Annotated in this window: 14 protein-coding genes; 2 read left to right on the top strand and 12 right to left on the bottom strand. The window is 62.7% G+C overall.

Going from position 1 to position 17,023, the window contains the following annotated elements; translation table 11 throughout:
* Positions 1-28: 28 nt before the first annotated feature.
* Together M0D64_RS23485 and M0D64_RS23480 are read right to left on the bottom strand one after the other, a co-directional pair.
* Complete coding sequence (locus M0D64_RS23485; protein WP_266259458.1) at positions 29-778, bottom strand: SDR family NAD(P)-dependent oxidoreductase; 750 nt, start codon at positions 776-778, stop codon at positions 29-31.
* 112 nt (positions 779-890) lie between these two features.
* Complete coding sequence (locus M0D64_RS23480) at positions 891-1,784, bottom strand: LysR family transcriptional regulator (RefSeq protein WP_266259457.1); 894 nt, start codon at positions 1,782-1,784, stop codon at positions 891-893.
* 184 nt (positions 1,785-1,968) lie between these two features.
* Here M0D64_RS23480 and M0D64_RS44905 point away from each other — a divergent pair, with 184 nt between their 5' ends.
* Complete coding sequence (locus M0D64_RS44905) at positions 1,969-2,499, top strand: GFA family protein (RefSeq protein ID WP_367619661.1); 531 nt, start codon at positions 1,969-1,971, stop codon at positions 2,497-2,499.
* Positions 2,500-2,523: 24 nt separating this feature from the next.
* Here the strand turns inward: M0D64_RS44905 and prpF are convergent, their stop codons facing one another.
* From prpF to prpC, 3 genes are all read right to left on the bottom strand, one after another.
* Positions 2,524-3,708 carry a 2-methylaconitate cis-trans isomerase PrpF gene (prpF, locus tag M0D64_RS23470; protein ID WP_266259455.1) on the bottom strand — a complete coding sequence of 395 codons (1,185 nt, stop codon included), beginning with the start codon at positions 3,706-3,708 and terminating at the stop codon, positions 2,524-2,526.
* A 35-nt stretch (positions 3,709-3,743) separates the two neighbouring features.
* The gene (acnD, locus tag M0D64_RS23465) at positions 3,744-6,341 is read right to left on the bottom strand and encodes a Fe/S-dependent 2-methylisocitrate dehydratase AcnD (RefSeq protein WP_154567817.1); all 2,598 of its coding nucleotides are present in this window, start codon (positions 6,339-6,341) and stop codon (positions 3,744-3,746) included.
* A gap of 302 nt (positions 6,342-6,643) precedes the next feature.
* Positions 6,644-7,813 (bottom strand): 2-methylcitrate synthase, encoded by a 1,170-nt coding sequence (gene prpC, locus M0D64_RS23460; protein WP_266259454.1) that lies wholly within the window; start codon positions 7,811-7,813, stop codon positions 6,644-6,646.
* A 288-nt stretch (positions 7,814-8,101) separates the two neighbouring features.
* Between prpC and prpR the strand changes: the two genes are divergently transcribed.
* Positions 8,102-10,072, top strand: a complete 1,971-nt coding sequence (gene prpR, locus M0D64_RS23455; protein ID WP_266259453.1) for a propionate catabolism operon regulatory protein PrpR — start codon at positions 8,102-8,104, stop codon at positions 10,070-10,072.
* On the opposite strand, the gene M0D64_RS23450 is transcribed toward prpR, so the two are convergent.
* From M0D64_RS23450 to M0D64_RS23420, 7 genes are read right to left on the bottom strand one after another with little or no spacing between them, the layout of a single operon-like run.
* Positions 10,029-10,427 (bottom strand): AraC family transcriptional regulator, encoded by a 399-nt coding sequence (locus M0D64_RS23450; RefSeq protein WP_266259452.1) that lies wholly within the window; start codon positions 10,425-10,427, stop codon positions 10,029-10,031. The two genes, prpR and M0D64_RS23450, sit on opposite strands and share 44 nt — an antisense overlap.
* A complete protein-coding gene (locus tag M0D64_RS23445; RefSeq protein WP_266259451.1) occupies positions 10,424-11,593 on the bottom strand; it encodes an FAD-binding oxidoreductase in 1,170 nt (389 codons plus the stop codon). Before M0D64_RS23445 ends, M0D64_RS23450 begins: the two co-directional genes overlap by 4 nt.
* Positions 11,590-12,960 (bottom strand): NAD(P)/FAD-dependent oxidoreductase, encoded by a 1,371-nt coding sequence (locus M0D64_RS23440; protein WP_266259450.1) that lies wholly within the window; start codon positions 12,958-12,960, stop codon positions 11,590-11,592. Before M0D64_RS23440 ends, M0D64_RS23445 begins: the two co-directional genes overlap by 4 nt.
* Complete coding sequence (locus tag M0D64_RS23435) at positions 12,945-13,259, bottom strand: (2Fe-2S)-binding protein (RefSeq protein ID WP_154562425.1); 315 nt, start codon at positions 13,257-13,259, stop codon at positions 12,945-12,947. Before M0D64_RS23435 ends, M0D64_RS23440 begins: the two co-directional genes overlap by 16 nt.
* The gene (locus M0D64_RS23430; protein WP_266238656.1) at positions 13,256-15,100 is read right to left on the bottom strand and encodes an ABC transporter ATP-binding protein; all 1,845 of its coding nucleotides are present in this window, start codon (positions 15,098-15,100) and stop codon (positions 13,256-13,258) included. Before M0D64_RS23430 ends, M0D64_RS23435 begins: the two co-directional genes overlap by 4 nt.
* Positions 15,100-16,056, bottom strand: a complete 957-nt coding sequence (locus M0D64_RS23425) for an ABC transporter permease (RefSeq protein ID WP_154562429.1) — start codon at positions 16,054-16,056, stop codon at positions 15,100-15,102. Before M0D64_RS23425 ends, M0D64_RS23430 begins: the two co-directional genes overlap by 1 nt.
* Complete coding sequence (locus M0D64_RS23420) at positions 16,053-17,006, bottom strand: ABC transporter permease (RefSeq protein WP_097394290.1); 954 nt, start codon at positions 17,004-17,006, stop codon at positions 16,053-16,055. Before M0D64_RS23420 ends, M0D64_RS23425 begins: the two co-directional genes overlap by 4 nt.
* Positions 17,007-17,023: the final 17 nt, after the last annotated feature.

Raw genomic sequence — 17,023 nt, 5'->3', positions numbered from 1 at the left:
AGCCCGCGTTATTAACCAAGAAGGCGTTTTACCTGTTGCCGCCGTTCGCGAAGATGATTTCTCCCGTGAGCCAGCCCGCATCATCCGAGGCAAGAAATACGGCCACACGTGCGATGTCCTCGGGTTGCCCGACGCGGCCCAGCGGAGTACTGGCGATTATCTGCTTCTTAAACTCCGCTCCCATGACGCCTGCCGCTTGCGCACCCTCCGTTTCGGTTCCACCGGGACTGAGAGCGTTAACGCGGATTTTCCTGGGGCCGAACTCTTTTGAGAGCACGCGCGTCAAGCCATCGACAGCGCTCTTTGACGCCACGTAGATCGAAAGGGTCGGGTCGGCAGCGACACTCTCCGTCGATCCGATGTTGATAATGCTGCCGCCTTCCGCACCGAAGGCCGGCAAAGCGGCTTCGATCATGAGGAACGTGCCAAGCACATTCGTGTTGAACTGACGGTGAAACTCCTGCTCGATGAACTGCTCGAAGGGTGCAAACGAGAAGACGCCCGCGTTGTTCACGAGCACATCCAGACGGCCGAAGGTATTTTTCGCCTCCGCGACGAGGCGTTGCGCGTCGGACCTCTGCGCCACGTCGCCTTGCACGGCGATAGCTCGCCCGCCTTTGCCGGTGATCTCACGCACTACCCGTTCCGCGCCCGCTTGATCGCGCACGTAATTCACGATCACCACCGCGCCTTCCGCGCCGAAGGCTTTTGCAATGCCCGCTCCGATTCCTTTTGAAGCGCCTGTCACTATCGCAACCTTATTGTCGAGCCGTTTCATGATGCATCACCTCGTTTGAACACCTCGTTTGTCGGTGATGCAAATCTATCAATTCCACCAGGCGCGAACTAGACGTTAATTTTGGATAGCATCGATCCCATTGAGGAATAGATCAGTCGTCCATTTCGGCGAGCAGCTCAGCCAGAAAGTCAACAAACACGGCGACTTTGCTGGGCAGACTGCGGGACGCGGGTCGCACGGCACTGATCGGAATTCTGGCCGGCTCACAATCGCGCAGGATTCGCCGCACGGTTCCGGCGCGTATGTCGGCCGCAAAAAGCCAGTATGGCGCCTGGGTGATACCGAGGCCGGCAAGGACCGCGGCGCGTTGCTCTTCGCCATCATTGGTGCGAAACGATGCCGCCGCCTGATGGGATACCACCCCGGCGCGGCTGGCGAAGGTCCAGGGTCGCGGTCCATCCCGTGAGACAAAAAACACGCCGTCGTGGCGGTCGAGATCGCTCGGTCGCTTCGGCACTCCTCTGCGTTCCAGATAGTCCGCAGACGCTACGGCGACGAGGGCGAACTCGCCGATCTTGCGTGCGATAAGGCTAGAGTCCGCAAGGGCGCCATTGCGAATGGCGAGGTCGACGCCCTCGTCAACGAGATTGATCGTCCGCTCGGAGACGAGCGACTCGACAACGACCTTGGGATAGCGAACGCGGAACGCAGGGAGTTGCGGCACGACATAGAGTCGAGAGAAGGCGGGCGCGGCGCTGACACGCACCACGCCGGACGGCGAGACCTGTCCCGAACCGATGCGGGATTCCGCTGCATCGAGATCGCTGATGAGTCGTACGGCAGATTCGTAGAAGTCGCGCCCGGCCTCGGTCAGGCTCAGGCTGCGGGAGGTGCGCATAAGAAGCTGCGCACCGAGATGTTCTTCGAGCGCGGCAACCTGTTTGCTGATCGCCGGCTGCCCTGTCCCAAGCTCACGCGCAACCGCTGAAAAGCTCCCGCTTTCTACGACGCGCACGAATATCTTGATGCCTTCGAGCCGATCCATCCGATCCTCCTACGGGGAATGGGCTATCTTACCAAGGAATAGATCATGCATGATCACGGGCAAATCTATTCCGGAATTGAGGGGGCCTCTCCGGGCCGTTTTGCGGCTCTTGTGACGAAGCAGGAGGTAGTTACCTTGGGAAAGCTCGGCGTGTGAGATAGTCAAACCTCACTGAGTGGAGCCTATGGCAACAAGAAATCCATCACACGTGGCGCATTGCCAATGTGGCGCGGTCGAGATCAGCGCCTGGGGTCAGCCCATTATGGTCAATGCGTGCTACTGCGACGACTGCCAGACGGCAGCCCAACGTCTCGCCGCATCCGCCAATTCAGGGCGAGCGTCCAGCGTCGACGGCGGCACGGAGTTCATGGTGTTCCGCCGCGATCGCATTGCCTGCACGCGGGGCGCAGACCGACTCCAGGCGATGAGGCTGACCGCCCCCTCGAAGACCAGACGGATGATCGCGAGTTGCTGCGCGACACCGATGTACATGGCCTTTGACGACAAGCGGCCCTGGGTGTCAGCGTTCCGCACCCCTTTCGGAGCGGATGCGCCGCCGGTGGAAATGCGGATCTGCACCCGATTCAAACGCTCGGAAGTGGAGGCCGAAGACGGCTTGCCCAGCCATCCCGGATACCCTCCCGCAATGATGGTCCGGATCCTGGCCGTCTGGCCGTTCATGCTGTTCAGCAGGCCGGTCGGCGCTTTGCCGTAGCGCGATTGTTCGATGCCATTGGACTCATTCCCCCGGCACCCTCACCCACCCCTCCATCAACACCCGTGCACTCCGGCTCATGATTGCTTTGGTGACCGTCCACTCCCCGCCTTCCTCCCGAGCCTCGGCCCCTACTCGCAGCGTTCCCGACGGATGCCCAAACCGCACCGCATCCCGCGCGCCGCCGCCGGCAGCAAGATTCACCAGCGTCCCTGAAATCGCCGCTGCCGTACCAATCGCAACCGCTGCAGTCCCCATCATCGCGTGATGCAGTTTGCCCATCGACATCGCCCGCACCAGCAGATCGACGTCACTCGCGGCAACGCGCTTGCCGCTAGAAGCCACGTAGTCGGCAGGCTTGGCGACAAACGCAACCTTCGGCGTATGCTGCCGCGTCGCGATCTCATCGATGTTCTTGATCAGGCCCATACGCACCGCACCATGCGCGCGAATGGTCTCGAACATCGCAAGCGCCTTCTCGTCGCTATTGATAGCGTCCTGTAGTTCGGTGCCCTTATAACCGATCGCTTCCGCATCCACGAATATGGTCGGGATACCGGCATTGATCATCGTCGCCTTCAGCGTGCCGACACCCGGCACCTCGAGGTCATCGACCAGATTCCCCGTCGGGAACATCGCGCCGCCCGCGCCCTCCTCTTCGGCAGCCGGGTCCATGAACTCAAGCTGAACTTCAGCCGCCGGAAACGTCACGCCATCGAGTTCAAAGTCGCCGGTTTCCTGCACAGCGCCATCGGTAATAGGCACATGCCCGATGATCGTCTTGCCGATATTCGCCTGCCAGATGCGCACAACAGCCACACCGTTCTGCGGAATCCGGCTCGCATCGACGAGACCCGCGCTAATCGCAAACGGCCCCACCGCAGCAGAAAGATTGCCGCAATTGCCGCTCCAATCGACAAACGCCTTATCGATGGAAACCTGCCCGAACAGATAGTCCACGTCATGATCCGGCTTGCTGCTCTTCGCGATGATGACCGTCTTGCTCGTGCTGGAAGTCGCGCCGCCCATACCGTCGATCTGCTTGCCATACGGGTCCGGGCTGCCGATCACACGCATCAGCAGCGCATCGCGCGCGGCGCCTGGCACCTGGGCGGCCTCCGGCAAATCCTGCAGCCGAAAGAACGCGCCTTTGCTGGTGCCGCCGCGCATGTACGTCGCCGGAATCTTGATCTGAGGTTTGTGAGCCATGAAAGTAGTGTCCTGATGAGAGAAGCTCAAAAGCCTTAAGCCGCTGCCTTCGTCGATTCGAGAAAGTCCTGAGCGAAGCGTTGCAACACGCCGCCGGCTTCGTAGATCGACACCTCTTCCGCCGTGTCCAGGCGGCACGTCACCGGCACCTCCACGCGCTCACCGTTCTTGCGATGAATCACGAGCGTGAGGTCGGCGCGCGGTTTGCGTTCGCCGATCACGTCGAAGGTTTCGGTGCCGTCGATTGCGAGCGTAAGACGATTCACGCCAGGCTTGAATTCCAGCGGCAACACGCCCATGCCCACCAGATTCGTGCGGTGAATCCGCTCGAACCCTTCCGCAACAATCGCTTCCGCGCCAGCAAGACGCACACCCTTCGCTGCCCAGTCGCGCGACGAACCCTGGCCGTAGTCAGCACCGGCAATCACGATCAGCGGCTGCTTGCGCTCCATGTAGGTTTCGATTGCTTCCCACATGCGCGTCACCTTGCCCTCAGGCTCGATGCGCGCCAACGAACCCGCCTTCACCTTGCCGTCTTCCAGCACCATCTCGTTCTTCAGCGTCGGATTCGCGAAGGTGGCGCGCTGCGCGGTCAGGTGATCGCCACGGTGCGTTGCGTACGAATTGAAGTCCTCTTCCGGCAAGCCCATCTTGGCGAGGTACTCGCCGGACGCACTGTCCGCCAGAATCGCATTCGACGGCGACAGGTGGTCGGTCGTGATGTTGTCGCCCAGCACGGCAAGCGGACGCATACCGGTAAGCGTGCGCTCACCGGCAAGCGCGCCTTCCCAATACGGCGGACGGCGAATGTACGTGCTCATCGGACGCCAGTCGTACAGCGGATCAGCCTTCTCACCCGTATCGACGGAGACCGCGAACATCGGCTCATACACTTTGCGGAACTGCTCCGGCTTCACGCTCGAAGCGACGATCGCGTCGATCTCTTCATCCGACGGCCAGATGTCCTTCAGCTTGATCTCGTTGCCGTCAGCGTCGACGCCAAGCACATCCTTCTCGATGTCGAAGCGGATCGTCCCGGCAATCGCGTAAGCCACCACCAGAGGCGGCGAAGCGAGGAAGGCCTGCTTCGCGTACGGATGAATACGGCCGTCGAAGTTCCGGTTGCCGGACAGCACGGCCGTCGCATACAGATCGCGATCGACGATTTCCTTCTGGATCACCGGATCCAACGCACCCGACATGCCGTTGCACGACGTGCACGCATACGCGACCACGCCGAAGCCCAGTTGCTCCAGTTCCGGCAACAGGCCCGCCTCTTCCAGATACAGCGTGACCGCCTTCGATCCCGGCGCAAGCGACGTCTTCGCCCACGGCTTGCGAGTCAATCCGCGTTGATTGGCGTTACGCGCCAGCAAACCGGCGGCGATCATGTTGCGCGGATTGTTGGTGTTCGTGCAACTCGTGATCGCAGCGATGATCACCGCACCGTCCGGCATGAGGCCCGGCTCGTTCTCTACCTTGCCGCTGATCCCACGCGCGGCCAGTTCGGAAACCGGCAAACGACGATGCGGGTTCGACGGCCCCGCCAGCGTGCGCACCACGGTAGACAGATCGAACGTCAGCACGCGCTCATACTCGGCGTGCTTCAGCGTATCGCCCCACAGGCCGGTTTCCTTCGCGTAGGTCTCGACCAGCTTGACGAGTTCGTCGTCGCGGCCGGTGAGCTTGAGGTACTTGATGGTCTGCTCGTCGATGTAGAACATCGCCGCCGTCGCGCCGAATTCGGGCGCCATGTTGGCGATGGTCGCGCGATCGCCGAGCGTCAGGTTGGCCGTGCCTGCTCCGTAGAACTCGAGGTACGCGCCGACCACTTTTTCCTTACGCAGGAATTCGGTGAGCGAGAGCACGACGTCGGTCGCGGTAATGCCCTCAGCCGGCTTGCCCGTGAGTTCCACACCGACGATATCCGGCAGCCGCATATAAGACGCGCGGCCCAGCATCACGCTTTCCGCTTCAAGACCGCCCACGCCGATTGCGATCACACCGAGCGCATCCACCATCGGCGTATGCGAGTCGGTGCCGACCAGCGTATCGGGGAAGGCCACGCCGTCTTTCACCTGCACAACCGGGCTCATGCGCTCGAGGTTGATCTGATGCAGGATGCCGTTACCCGGCGGAATCACGTCGACGTTCTTGAACGCGCGCTTGGTCCAGTTGATGAAGTCGAAGCGGTCTTCATTGCGGCGATCTTCAATGGCGCGGTTCTTCGCGAACGCATCCGGATCGAAACCGCCGCACTCGACGGCCAGCGAGTGATCCACTACGAGCTGCGTCGGCACGACCGGGTTGACCATCGCGGGATCGCCGCCTTGTAATGCAATCGCATCGCGCAGACCAGCGAGGTCGACCAGAGCGGTCTGGCCGAGAATGTCATGACACACCACGCGCGCCGGGAACCACGGAAAATCCAGCTCGCGCTTGCGTTCGATAATCTGCTTGAGCGAAGCCGTCAGCGTCACCGGATCGCAGCGGCGCACGAGGTTTTCGGCCAGCACGCGCGAGGTGTACGGCAGCTTGTCATAGGCGCCGGGCTGGATTGCATCGACGGCGGCACGCGTGTCGAAGAAATCCAGTTGGGTGCCGGGAAGGCGTTTGCGGTTGGCAGTATTCATGGCGTAGGGGACAAAACAATAATGATCCGGGGACGATGGCGGCAGCCGTGCTTCACAATCCGCTGCCCCTCTTTCAGACGGCGCAACGCTCGCGTATCAATCGGACAGTCTGTGTAGTTTAGCTCGCGGTGGCGCGCCGGCTTGCTGCGTGTTTCGTTGATGCGCCGCACAACGTACCGCACGCCGCCCCGCAAAAAAACAGCCTTGGCTCGGGGGTTCCAGCGAGCCAAGGCCAAACTTCATTACGCCGCTCTCACGAGACGCAATGGAGGAGAAACGCTTGCGGCTTTGCGCTTACAGGCTTAGACGCGTTTGGCCAGCGGCACGAAGGGCAGATCGTCGGGACCGGTGTAATTTGCGCTTGGACGAATGATCTTGTTATCGATCCGCTGCTCGATGATGTGCGCGCTCCAGCCTGCCGTGCGGGCGATCACGAACAGCGGCGTGAACATCGCCGTGGGCACGCCCATCATGTGATACGAGACCGCGCTGAACCAGTCGAGATTCGGGAACATCTTCTTCACATCTGCCATCACTGTTTCAAGTCGCTCGGCGATATTGAACAGCTTCAGGTTGCCCGCTTCCTTCGACAGCTTCTTCGCGACTTCCTTGATGACCTTGTTGCGGGGGTCGGAAATCGTGTACACCGGGTGACCGAAGCCGATCACCACTTCCTTGTTTTCGACACGACGGCGGATATCGGCTTCGGCCTCATCAGGCGTCTGATAGCGCGACTGGATCTCGAACGCGGCTTCGTTCGCGCCGCCGTGTTTCGGGCCGCGCAGCGCACCGATTGCACCGGTAATCGCCGAGTAGATGTCCGAACCCGTACCGGCGATCACACGGCCGGTGAACGTCGACGCGTTGAATTCATGCTCGGCGTACAGGTTCAGCGACACATGCATCGCATCGACCCATGCCTTCGACGGTTCCACACCGTGCAGCAGGTGCAGGAAGTGACCGCCGATCGAATCGTCATCGGTTTCGACTTCGATGCGCTTGCCGTTGCGCGAGTAGTGGTACCAGTACAGCAGCATCGAACCGAGCGAAGCCATCAGCTTGTCGGCGATGTCGCGTGCGCCCGACAGGTTGTGGTCGTCCTTCTCGGGCAGCACCGTGCCGAGCACCGACACGCCGGTGCGCATCACATCCATCGGGTGAGCAGCGGCCGGAATCCATTCCAGCGCGGCTTTGACGTTCGCGGGTAAACCGCGCAGCGCCTTGAGCTTGGTCTTGTACGCGGTCAGTTCAGCCTGCGTCGGCAGCTTTTCGTGGACCAGCAGATACGCGATTTCTTCGAATTCGCATGCACCGGCGATGTCGAGAATGTCGTAGCCGCGGTAGTGCAGATCGTTGCCGGTCTTGCCGACCGTGCAAAGGGCAGTGTTGCCAGCCGTCACGCCAGACAGGGCGACGGATTTCTTCGGTTTGAAGGCGCCTGCGTTCGGCGTGCTGTTATCGGCTTCACTCATCATTTCGTCTCCAATTGCGGGGTTGCGTTCGTGCGGCAATCAGCGCGCCGAGCTTGTCTTTCAGGGTTTCGATGCGGTAACCGGTGAAAACGGAGGCTATAACGCAAAGAATGGGCCATGCGGAACGCACGCCGCTAAGTGCCTGATTTAACAAAAAATCATGTCCTGGCCACCTCGCCGCCTGATTTCATAAGTGAAATCGAAGATTTCAAATTCGAAAACGACAGGTGCATAATAGGCGAACCTCTCGTCCTTCCCGCCTCTCTCTCCAGACAACGAGCCCCCGCCGTGAGCACGCCCCCCTTCGACCCCGCGCAACGCCCCCGCATCTGGGCCGTCAGCATCAGCCGCCTGCGCGATCTGTTCTTCGACATTGCCGGCGAGTACGTCGAACGCGCCGATCTGCGCATCGTCTCGCATGGCTTCGAAGACGCCGTGCATGAGATCGACGCGGTCGGTGCCGGGCGTCCGGATGTCGTGATTGCCGGCGGCTCCAACGGCGCGTATCTGAAAACGCGTGTCAGCGTACCGGTCGTGCTGATCGGCCCAACCGGCTTCGACGTGATGCACGCGCTTGCGCGAGCGCGGCGCGACGGCGCCAGGGTCGCACTCGTCACGCACGGCGACACGCCAGACGAAGTGCGGCGCTTCATCGCCGCGTACGGCATCGATGTGACATTCGCGTCGTATCAGTCGGCGCAGGATGCGGAGAGCGTCGTTCTCGATCTGCGCGATCGCGGCATCCAGGCCGTGGTCGGCCCGGGGCTCATCGCCGATCTTGCGGCGAACGCCGGCATGGGCGCGGTGTTTCTGTACTCACGCGCCTCGGTACGCGCCGCGTTCGATACCGCACTCGAAGTCGCACAGGCCACTCGCCGCGAAACAGTTCGGCGTCAACGGCTCGACAATCTGCTGCAGCATCTGCGCGACGGCGTCGTCGCGCTCGATGCGCAAGGGCGCGTCGAAGCGATGAACCAGCGCCTTGCCAGCGTGCTCGGCATCGATGCGGCACAGGCAGTGGGCCGGGCGCTGCTCGAGCTCGCGCCGGATCTCGCCGGCAGCTTGCCGGACTCGGACGGCGACACGTTCTGCACGGTACGTGGCGCGAGCTACGTCGTACATCGCGGGCCGCTCGCGAGCAGCAGCTCGGCGGCAGGCACCGTGCTGACGTTTCAGGAATCGCGCGCGGTCGAACGGCTCGACCGCACGTTGCGCTCGCGCCAGCGCGTGCAGCAGTTCAGCGCGCGTTATCAGCTTGGCGATATCGTCGGCGTATCCGATTCGATCGAACGGGTCCGCACGCTCGTGCAGCGCTACGCGAAATCGGACGCCACCGTGCTGATTCTCGGCGAAAGCGGCACCGGCAAGGAGATGGTCGCGCAGAGCATGCATCAGTTGAGCGCGCGGCGCGACTTCGCCTTCGTCGCCATCAATTGCGGCGCGTTTCCTGAGGCGTTGCTCGAGAGCGAGTTGTTCGGTTATGAGGAAGGCGCGTTCACCGGTGCACGCAAAGGCGGCAAGGCGGGGCTGATCGAGGTGGCGCACCGCGGGACGCTGTTTCTCGATGAAATCGCCGAGATGCCGCTGTCGTTGCAGAGTCGGTTATTGCGTGTGCTGCAGGAACGTGAAGTCGTGCGGCTCGGTTCGACTGAGCCGACGCGAGTGGACATCCGGGTCGTCGCGGCGACGCATCGTGCGTTGACTGAAGGGATCGAGGCGGGCAGTTTTCGCGCGGACCTTTACTACCGGCTCAACATTCTGAGCATCGCGCTGCCGCCGCTGCGCGAGCGGCCAACCGATCTGCTGCCGCTCGCGGTCGAATTGTTGCTGCAGGCGGCGTCGCGTGAGCCGAGACTGGCGGCTCGTCTGCCCGATGCGGATGCGGCGAGGCGCGTCCTCGCTAGTCTCAGCGAGCCGTTAAAGCGTTACACGTGGCCGGGCAACGTGCGTGAACTACAGAACGTGATTGAACGGATTGCGGTTGAACTGGCAGATGCAGACGTGGACACGGATTCAAACGACGCAGCAGAAACCCTCTTTACACGTGAGGTACTGCGCACCGTCGCGCCTGAAATCTTCGAGCAACCTCAAGCGCGCACGAAGAAAGCAGCGCTAACGTTACGCGAACGCAGCCGTCACGTGGAAGCAGACGAAATCCGCGCCGCGCTCGCCGCCTGCGACGGCGATCGCGATGCGGTTTGCCAGGCGCTCGGCATCAGCAAGACGACGTTATGGCGGAAGCTGAACGCGGCGCAGTAGCTTGAACCACGCCACCGTGTTTTGCCGCATTCGCGCCGGCGCGCGCGATGAACATGCTGGGCGTCATCCCGCAGCATCGTTTGAAATGCCGGCCAAAGTGGCTTTGATCGAAGAATCCCACCTCGGTGGCAACGACCGATCCCGGCACACCTTCGAGCAACAGAGTCTGCGCCCGCTGAATCCGCAGCCCGCAGAGATAGCGATAAGGCGACGAACCATACTGCTGACGAAACACCGTCGCAAAGCGCGACACGCTGAGCGCGGACAGCGCGGCGAGTTGCGCGAGCGTCACCGGTTCGTCGAAATGGGCTTCGATAAACGCCCGGGCGGCATTGAGGCTGATGGACTGTTTCATGACGTCGCGATAGTCGAGCGGGGCGCGGCTTGCTTCGCGAACCGGGTGACGGAAAACACGCCGAGGGGAATGTCCGTACTACCTGTATCGACGAGCTCGGCCAGCGTCTCGCCAACACCAGGACCGATCTGGAAACCGGACCCGCAAAAACCGAATGCGTAGTAAAGACCATCGACCTTGCTGCTCGGGCCGATCACCGGTTCGCCGTCGGGCAGATAACTTTCCACGCCGCTCCACACGCGAATCACATGCAGCGGCGCCATCGCGGGCACGAGCCGCCGCAACTGTGCGACTTGCCGAACGGTGTTGCGCGGCAGGACCGATGCGCGGCACGTCACAGCATCCGCCGGCCCAGCGGGACCGCCGCCGAGAATGATGTTGCCGCGCGGAATCTGGCGGAAATAGATGCTCTCTTCCTTGATCGATGTGAACACACCCATCGACGACTTGAACACATACGGCACCGGCTCGGTCACGGCCATCTGCGGTCCACTGGCGACGAGCGGAACGGGTTCGCCGAACTGTTCGGTGAGACGGCTCGCCCAGGCGCCCGCGCAAATCACGAGTTGCCCGGCCCAATACACGTCGCCGCCTGCGCTCTCCACGCGAAACCGCTCACCGTCTTTTTCGACGCGCACGATCTCGGTGTTCTCGATCACCTGGGCACCGAGCCGCGCGGCCGCACGACCAAACGCAGGTGCAGCGAGACGCGGATTGGCGTGGCCATCGAGTGGCGAAATCGATGCCGCCAGCACCTCGCGTCCGAGAAACGGAAAGCGTTGGAACATGACGTCGCCGTGCAGCACGTTGAGGTCGAGACCATAAGCGCGGGCGTCGATCGCATATTGATCGAAATTCTCCACGTCTTTCTGGTGGTAGCACACGCGTGTGTGGCACGACGCCAGAAACTCGATGTCCTCGCCGAGCAGTTCCGTGGAGCGTTGCCATGTGCGCAGCGCGCGATTCGCCATTGCCAGTTGCGGCAGCGCGCGACCCTGCCGGCGGATGCCGCCGAAGTTCACGCCGCTCGCCTGCTGCCCCGTAAGTCCACGTTCGAGCAGGATCACCGAACGCTTGCGCTGACGCAGGAAGAAGGCGGTCGTCGTCCCCATGATGCCGCCGCCGATCACGATGACATCGGCTTCGTTGCGGGTCGTCGCGCTCATTCGTCCACCTCTTCGGTAAGCGCCACAGGTAGCGGTTTGACCGGCGCCTGACCGCGCAGCCGTCCGACTGAGGACAACGGCACACAAGCCGCTGCAGCAATGATCTCAGCGCCTGCGTGGCCGCAATAGCGCCCCTGGCAGCGGCCCATGCCGACGCGCGAAAACGCCTTCGCGCGATTGGCTTCCTGCGCGCCGGTCGCGTGCACCACACGGCGCAGCTCGCCGGCTGTAATCGCTTCACAGCGGCAGACGATCGTTTCATCCGGCAAGGACGCAGCGAATTTCGCTGGCCACGGAAAGGCTTCCCGCAGGCCCGCGGCGAAACGCGTGAAACGCGCGAGTTCGGCGCGCAACTGCTCGACGCCTCCGACCTGCATGCCGCGATCGCGCAACGCCGCCAAAGCCGCGAGGCGCCCCGAACGTTCGGCTGCATCCGCACCGCGCACTCTTGCGCCATCGCCCGCCAGGTAGACGCCCTTGACGCTGCTACGGCCGTCGTCGTCGATTTGCGGAAGCCACTGCTGCGTGTTGTCGTCGAACAGGAAGCGACACCCCGCGAGGTCCGCAAGCTGAGTCTCCGGACGCAGGTGATAACCGAGCGCGACGGCATCGCATGCCAGCTCTAAAAGCTCGCCGTCGGCCAAAGCAACCAGGACGCCGCTTACGCCGTCCAGCGGCGAGCCTTTGATCTCCAAAGGTTGCACGCCGCGATGAACCGGCACGCGAGCCTTTGCCAACACACGCGTCAACGCAATCCCCTTTTTGAGCGCGGCGGGAATCGCCAGCAAACGCGGCAGCGCAGCCACACGCTGCATGAACGTCGACGTATCGAGCACTGCGGCCACTTGTGCACCCGCCTTCACGTATTGCGCGGTCACGAGATACAGCAGCGGCCCGCTGCCCATCATCACGATGCGCGAGCCGATCGCGCAGCCCTGCGATTTCAGCGCAACCTGCGCGCCGCCGAGGCTATACGTGCCGGCCTGGTGCCAGCCCTTGACCGGCATCAGCCGGTCCGTCGCGCCGCTGCAAACAATCAGGGAATCGAACGTTAGCGTCTGGTAATGCGTGCCGCTTGCCAGATGCACGGTGTTCGGCGAGATATTCCAGACCAGTGTCTCCGGCAGATAATCGATCTTGCCCTTCAGCGCATCGAAGCTTTGATGCAACGAAGCAGCGCGCTCAGCCTCGGTGCCGTACAACGTCTCGTAGCTGCGCGAAAACCCTTCCGGTTGCCGCCGATAGATCTGGCCACCGTCGCGCCGCCCTTCATCGATGACTGTCGGCCGCAGCCCCGCTTCGACCAGCGCCTGTGCAGCACGCACGCCCGCCGGCCCGGTGCCGATGATCACTACACGCGGGGCCATACACCCTCCGCAGCTTCGGCCAGCTTGGTCACGATCGACATACCCGGCGCCGCAGGCGTACTGCACGCCCGCATGCGTTCGCCTTGCGCGGTCCAGACCCAGCAATCCTGGCACGCGCCCATCAAACAGAAACCGGCCCGGCGGCCATCGCCGAATTCGGAATCGCGCAACGTGCTCACGCCGGTCAGCAAGGCAACCATCAACGTGTCGCCCTCGGCGGCCTCGCGCTCGACGCCGTCTACGGTAATCGAAAACGTCTTGCGGCCCGTCTCCGCGAGCCGCACAAATCGTCCGTTCATACCGGGGCCACCTCTTCGGTCTGCAAGCGATTCAACTCGGCGGCCGGATGATGGCAAAGAATCTCCGCGCCCGAAGGTAGTTTCTTCAAGGACGGCGGCGTCATATTGCACATACCGTCGATACGCACCGGGCAGCGCGCGCGGAACGCGCACAACTCGGGAATATCCGCGCTCTCACCCATCGCCGGCAACGTGGCACAACCGATCTCGCGACGCGCATCGAGCCAGCCCGGTTTCAAAGCAGGCACCGAATCCACCAGCAATTCCGTGTACGGGTGATACGGCGGCGCTGCAAGCACATCGCGTTGCCCGGCTTCCACGCGATGCCCCGCGTACAGCACGATCACTTCGTCGCAGATGGCGCGCACGGTCGAGATGTCGTGGCTGATGAACATGTAAGACACGCCGAGTTCACGGCGCAATTCGGCCAGCAGGTCGAGGATCGCCGCACCGACCACCGTATCGAGCGCGGAGGTCACTTCGTCGCAGAGGATCAACGCGGGATCTGCCGCAAGCGCGCGCGCCAGATTCACACGCTGCTTCTGGCCGCCGGACAGTCCGGCAGGCGTGCGCGTGGCAATCGAAGCCGGCAGCTTCACCAGATCGAGCAGTTCCAGCATGCGTTTCTTCGCAGCCGAGCCACTCAGATGGTGATAGAACGCGAGCGGACGGCCCAGGATATCGGCGATGGAATGACTCGGGTTCAGCGCCGTATCGGCGTTCTGAAACACGATCTGGATCTGGCGATACTGCTCCGGCGTGCGGCGCGAGAGTTGTGCGGGCAACGGCTTGCCGTCGAACAACACTTCGCCGCCCGCGCGGTCGACAAGACCGGCCACCACGCGCGCGAGCGTCGTCTTGCCGGAGCCGGATTCGCCGATCACGCCGAGCGTGCTGCCGCGCGGAATCGACAAACTGACGTCGTCGAGCACGCGCACGGCGGGATTGCCGAAGCGATCGATACGTCCGTAACCCGCCGAGAGTCCGCGAATTTCGAGCAGCGGCGGGATGTGCTTGCCGAGATTCTTCGGAGTCTCCAGCTCCGCTTCCGGACGGCGCGTAGCGGCGAGCAGTTGACGCGTATAAGCATCCACCGGCGCATCGAGCACTTGCGCGACCACGCCGTTCTCCTTCACCGCGCCGCCATTCAGCACGACGATGCGGTCCGCCATCTGCGCGACCACAGCCAGATCATGCGACACGTACACGGCGGTCGTGCCGAGTTCGCGGATCACTTTCTTGAACGCCGCGAGTACTTCGATCTGCGTGGTGACATCGAGCGCGGTGGTCGGCTCGTCGAACACCACCACCGCCGGATCCGTGATCAACGCCATTGCAGCCATCAAGCGCTGCAACTGGCCGCCGGACACCTGGTGCGGATAACGCTCACCGATCGTTTCCGGCGCGGGCAGCGCCAACGCGCGGAACAGGTCGATCGCTTTCGCACGCGCCGCGTCTTTCGTCATCAAGTGATGCAGCAATGCCGGCTCGGTCACCTGATCCATGATCGTGCGCGCCGGGTTGAACCCTGCCGACGCACTCTGCGCGACATACGCCACAGTCCGTGCCCGCAGTGCGCGACGGCCCTTGGCATCGAGCGACAGCACATCCACCTCGCCGACGCGCACCGAGCCACTGCTGATCGAACATCCTGCCCGCGCATAACCGAGCAACGACAACGCGATGGTCGTCTTACCCGAGCCCGACTCGCCGATCAGCGCCAGCACCTCGCCCTTCTTCACCGAAAAATCGACGCCCTTGACGATCTCCGTCACCGGCCCCGGCGCCGCACCGGCGACGACCCGCAGCCCCTTCACTTCAATCATGTCCCGATCAGCCATCATGCACCTCCATGGCTACGGCCACGGCGCCGCAAGTTGTCGATCAGCAGATTCATGCCGATGGTCAGCGTCGCAATCGCAACGGCCGGCATCAGAACGGCAGGCGCGCCCTCGGACAAACCGCCGATGTTCTCGCGCACGAGCGACCCCCAATCAGCATTCGGCGGCTGCACGCCAAGGCCGAGGAAACTCAGCCCGCTCAGCAGCAGCACGATGAACACGAAGCGCAAACCAAAATCGGCGAGCATCGGATGAATCATGTTCGGCAGCACTTCGACGCGTGCGATATAGAAGATGCCCTCGCCGCGCGCTCTCGCCACCTGCACGTACTCCAGACCCATCAGGTTCACCGCAAGCGAGCGCGAAATACGGAATGCGCCGGGGATATAGGCCAAAGCAGCAACCGTCGTCAACATCGGGATCGACGAACCGAACGCGGCGATCACCACGAGCGCGAGCACCTTGCTCGGAATCGAAATCAGCGCGTCGAACAGACGGCTCAGGATTTCATCGACCCAGCGTCCGGACACCGCGGCAAGCAAACCGAAGAAAGTGCCGATCAAGCTGGCGAGCACGGCAGCGGCCAGCGCGAGGCCCATCGTATAGCGCGCGCCGTAGAGAATCCGGCTCAACATATCGCGGCCAAGATAGTCGGTGCCGAGCGGATACGCCGCGCTATAGCGGCCGAAAATCTCCGTCGACGTCAGCGTTCCGCCTTTATACGGTGCAACCAGCGGCCCGATGAACGCGACGATCAGCCAGAAAGTCACCAGCACGAGGCCGATCAGGCCGAGCACGGAGAAACGGTGCACCAGCCGTTTCAACAGGCCCTGCTTCAGCGTTGCCGTCTCGACGACCAGCGGCTCGACGGTGGGTTCATCGAGGCCCAGGTCGTACAGCTCGGTGCTGGCATGGGGAACATGAGGAACGTGGGGATTGGTAGGTTGGCTCATCATCGACGCAGCCTCGGATTGGATACGATTTGACACAGGTCGGCGATCAACACCAACGCGAGATACGCCGCGCAGAACACCATCACGCAGCCTTGCACGAGCGGCATGTCACGGTTGGTGACGGCATCCACCATCAGGCTCGCGAGGCCAGGATAGTTGAAGATCGATTCCACGATCACCACGCCGCCGAACAGATACGACAGGCTCAACGCCACCGCATTGGCAATCGGGCCGATGGTGTTGGGCAACACATGCCGCAGCACCACGCGCGCAGGCGACGCGCCCTTCAACACCGCCATTTCCACATACGACGAATTGAGCTGATCGAGCACCGCGGCTCGCGTCATGCGCGCCATCTGCGCGACGATCACGCAGCACAGCGTCATGACCGGCATCGCGTAGATGCGCAGCAACGCGCCGAACGAATGGACCTCCGAGAGATACGACAGCGCCGGCAGCCAGCGCAGCTTGACGGCGAAGATCAGCACCGCGATGGTGGCGATCAGAAACTCCGGCACAGCCACCGTCGACAGCGTAAGCACGTTGAGCGTGCGATCGAGCAGCGAACCACGGAACATCGCCGACGAAATACCGATCAGCAAGGCCACGGGCACCGAGACCAGCGCCGTCAGCCCGGCCAGCACCAGCGAATTCGGCAGGCGCGTGGCGATCAACTCGCTCACGGGCAGATTGTTTGACAGCGAGGTGCCGAAGTTGCCGCTGACAATATGAATGAGCCACTCGAAGTAGCGTTGCAGCGCTGGCTGGTCGAGCCCGAACTGATGCCGCAATGCCGCGACGGCTTCCGGGGTTGCCGCCTGGCCGAGCGCCTGTTGAGCGGCATCGCCGGGAAGCAGCCCGGTGATGGCGAACACGACCGCGGAGACCAGCAGTAGCGTAAGCAGCGCGAGGCCAAGGCGCGCGGCGATGAGTCGTTGCGCATGTGCTTTCATCGAAAGTCGGCTCCAAG

The sequence above is a fragment of the Paraburkholderia sp. WS6 genome (assembly GCF_030464835.1).
Classification (GTDB): Bacteria; Pseudomonadota; Gammaproteobacteria; order Burkholderiales; family Burkholderiaceae; genus Paraburkholderia; species Paraburkholderia madseniana.
The sequence above is the reverse complement of the archived record's forward strand: the minus strand, read 5'-3'. Positions and strand labels throughout refer to the sequence as shown.

Excerpts from the sequence above, each read along its gene's own strand:
- M0D64_RS23445 (WP_266259451.1), bottom strand. The coding sequence starts at position 11,593 with ATGAGCGCGACGACCCGCAACGAAGCCGATGTCATCGTGATCGGCGGC.
- M0D64_RS23485 (WP_266259458.1), bottom strand. The coding sequence starts at position 778 with ATGAAACGGCTCGACAATAAGGTTGCGATAGTGACAGGCGCTTCAAAA.
- prpF (WP_266259455.1), bottom strand. The coding sequence starts at position 3,708 with ATGGCTCACAAACCTCAGATCAAGATTCCGGCGACGTACATGCGCGGC.
- M0D64_RS23430 (WP_266238656.1), bottom strand. The coding sequence starts at position 15,100 with ATGGCTGATCGGGACATGATTGAAGTGAAGGGGCTGCGGGTCGTCGCC.
- M0D64_RS23450 (WP_266259452.1), bottom strand. The coding sequence starts at position 10,427 with ATGAAACAGTCCATCAGCCTCAATGCCGCCCGGGCGTTTATCGAAGCC.
- M0D64_RS23420 (WP_097394290.1), bottom strand. The coding sequence starts at position 17,006 with ATGAAAGCACATGCGCAACGACTCATCGCCGCGCGCCTTGGCCTCGCG.
- prpC (WP_266259454.1), bottom strand. The coding sequence starts at position 7,813 with ATGAGTGAAGCCGATAACAGCACGCCGAACGCAGGCGCCTTCAAACCG.
- M0D64_RS23435 (WP_154562425.1), bottom strand. The coding sequence starts at position 13,259 with ATGAACGGACGATTTGTGCGGCTCGCGGAGACGGGCCGCAAGACGTTT.
- M0D64_RS23425 (WP_154562429.1), bottom strand. The coding sequence starts at position 16,056 with ATGATGAGCCAACCTACCAATCCCCACGTTCCTCATGTTCCCCATGCC.
- M0D64_RS23480 (WP_266259457.1), bottom strand. The coding sequence starts at position 1,784 with ATGGATCGGCTCGAAGGCATCAAGATATTCGTGCGCGTCGTAGAAAGC.
- M0D64_RS23440 (WP_266259450.1), bottom strand. The coding sequence starts at position 12,960 with ATGGCCCCGCGTGTAGTGATCATCGGCACCGGGCCGGCGGGCGTGCGT.
- M0D64_RS44905 (WP_367619661.1), top strand. The coding sequence starts at position 1,969 with ATGGCAACAAGAAATCCATCACACGTGGCGCATTGCCAATGTGGCGCG.
- acnD (WP_154567817.1), bottom strand. The coding sequence starts at position 6,341 with ATGAATACTGCCAACCGCAAACGCCTTCCCGGCACCCAACTGGATTTC.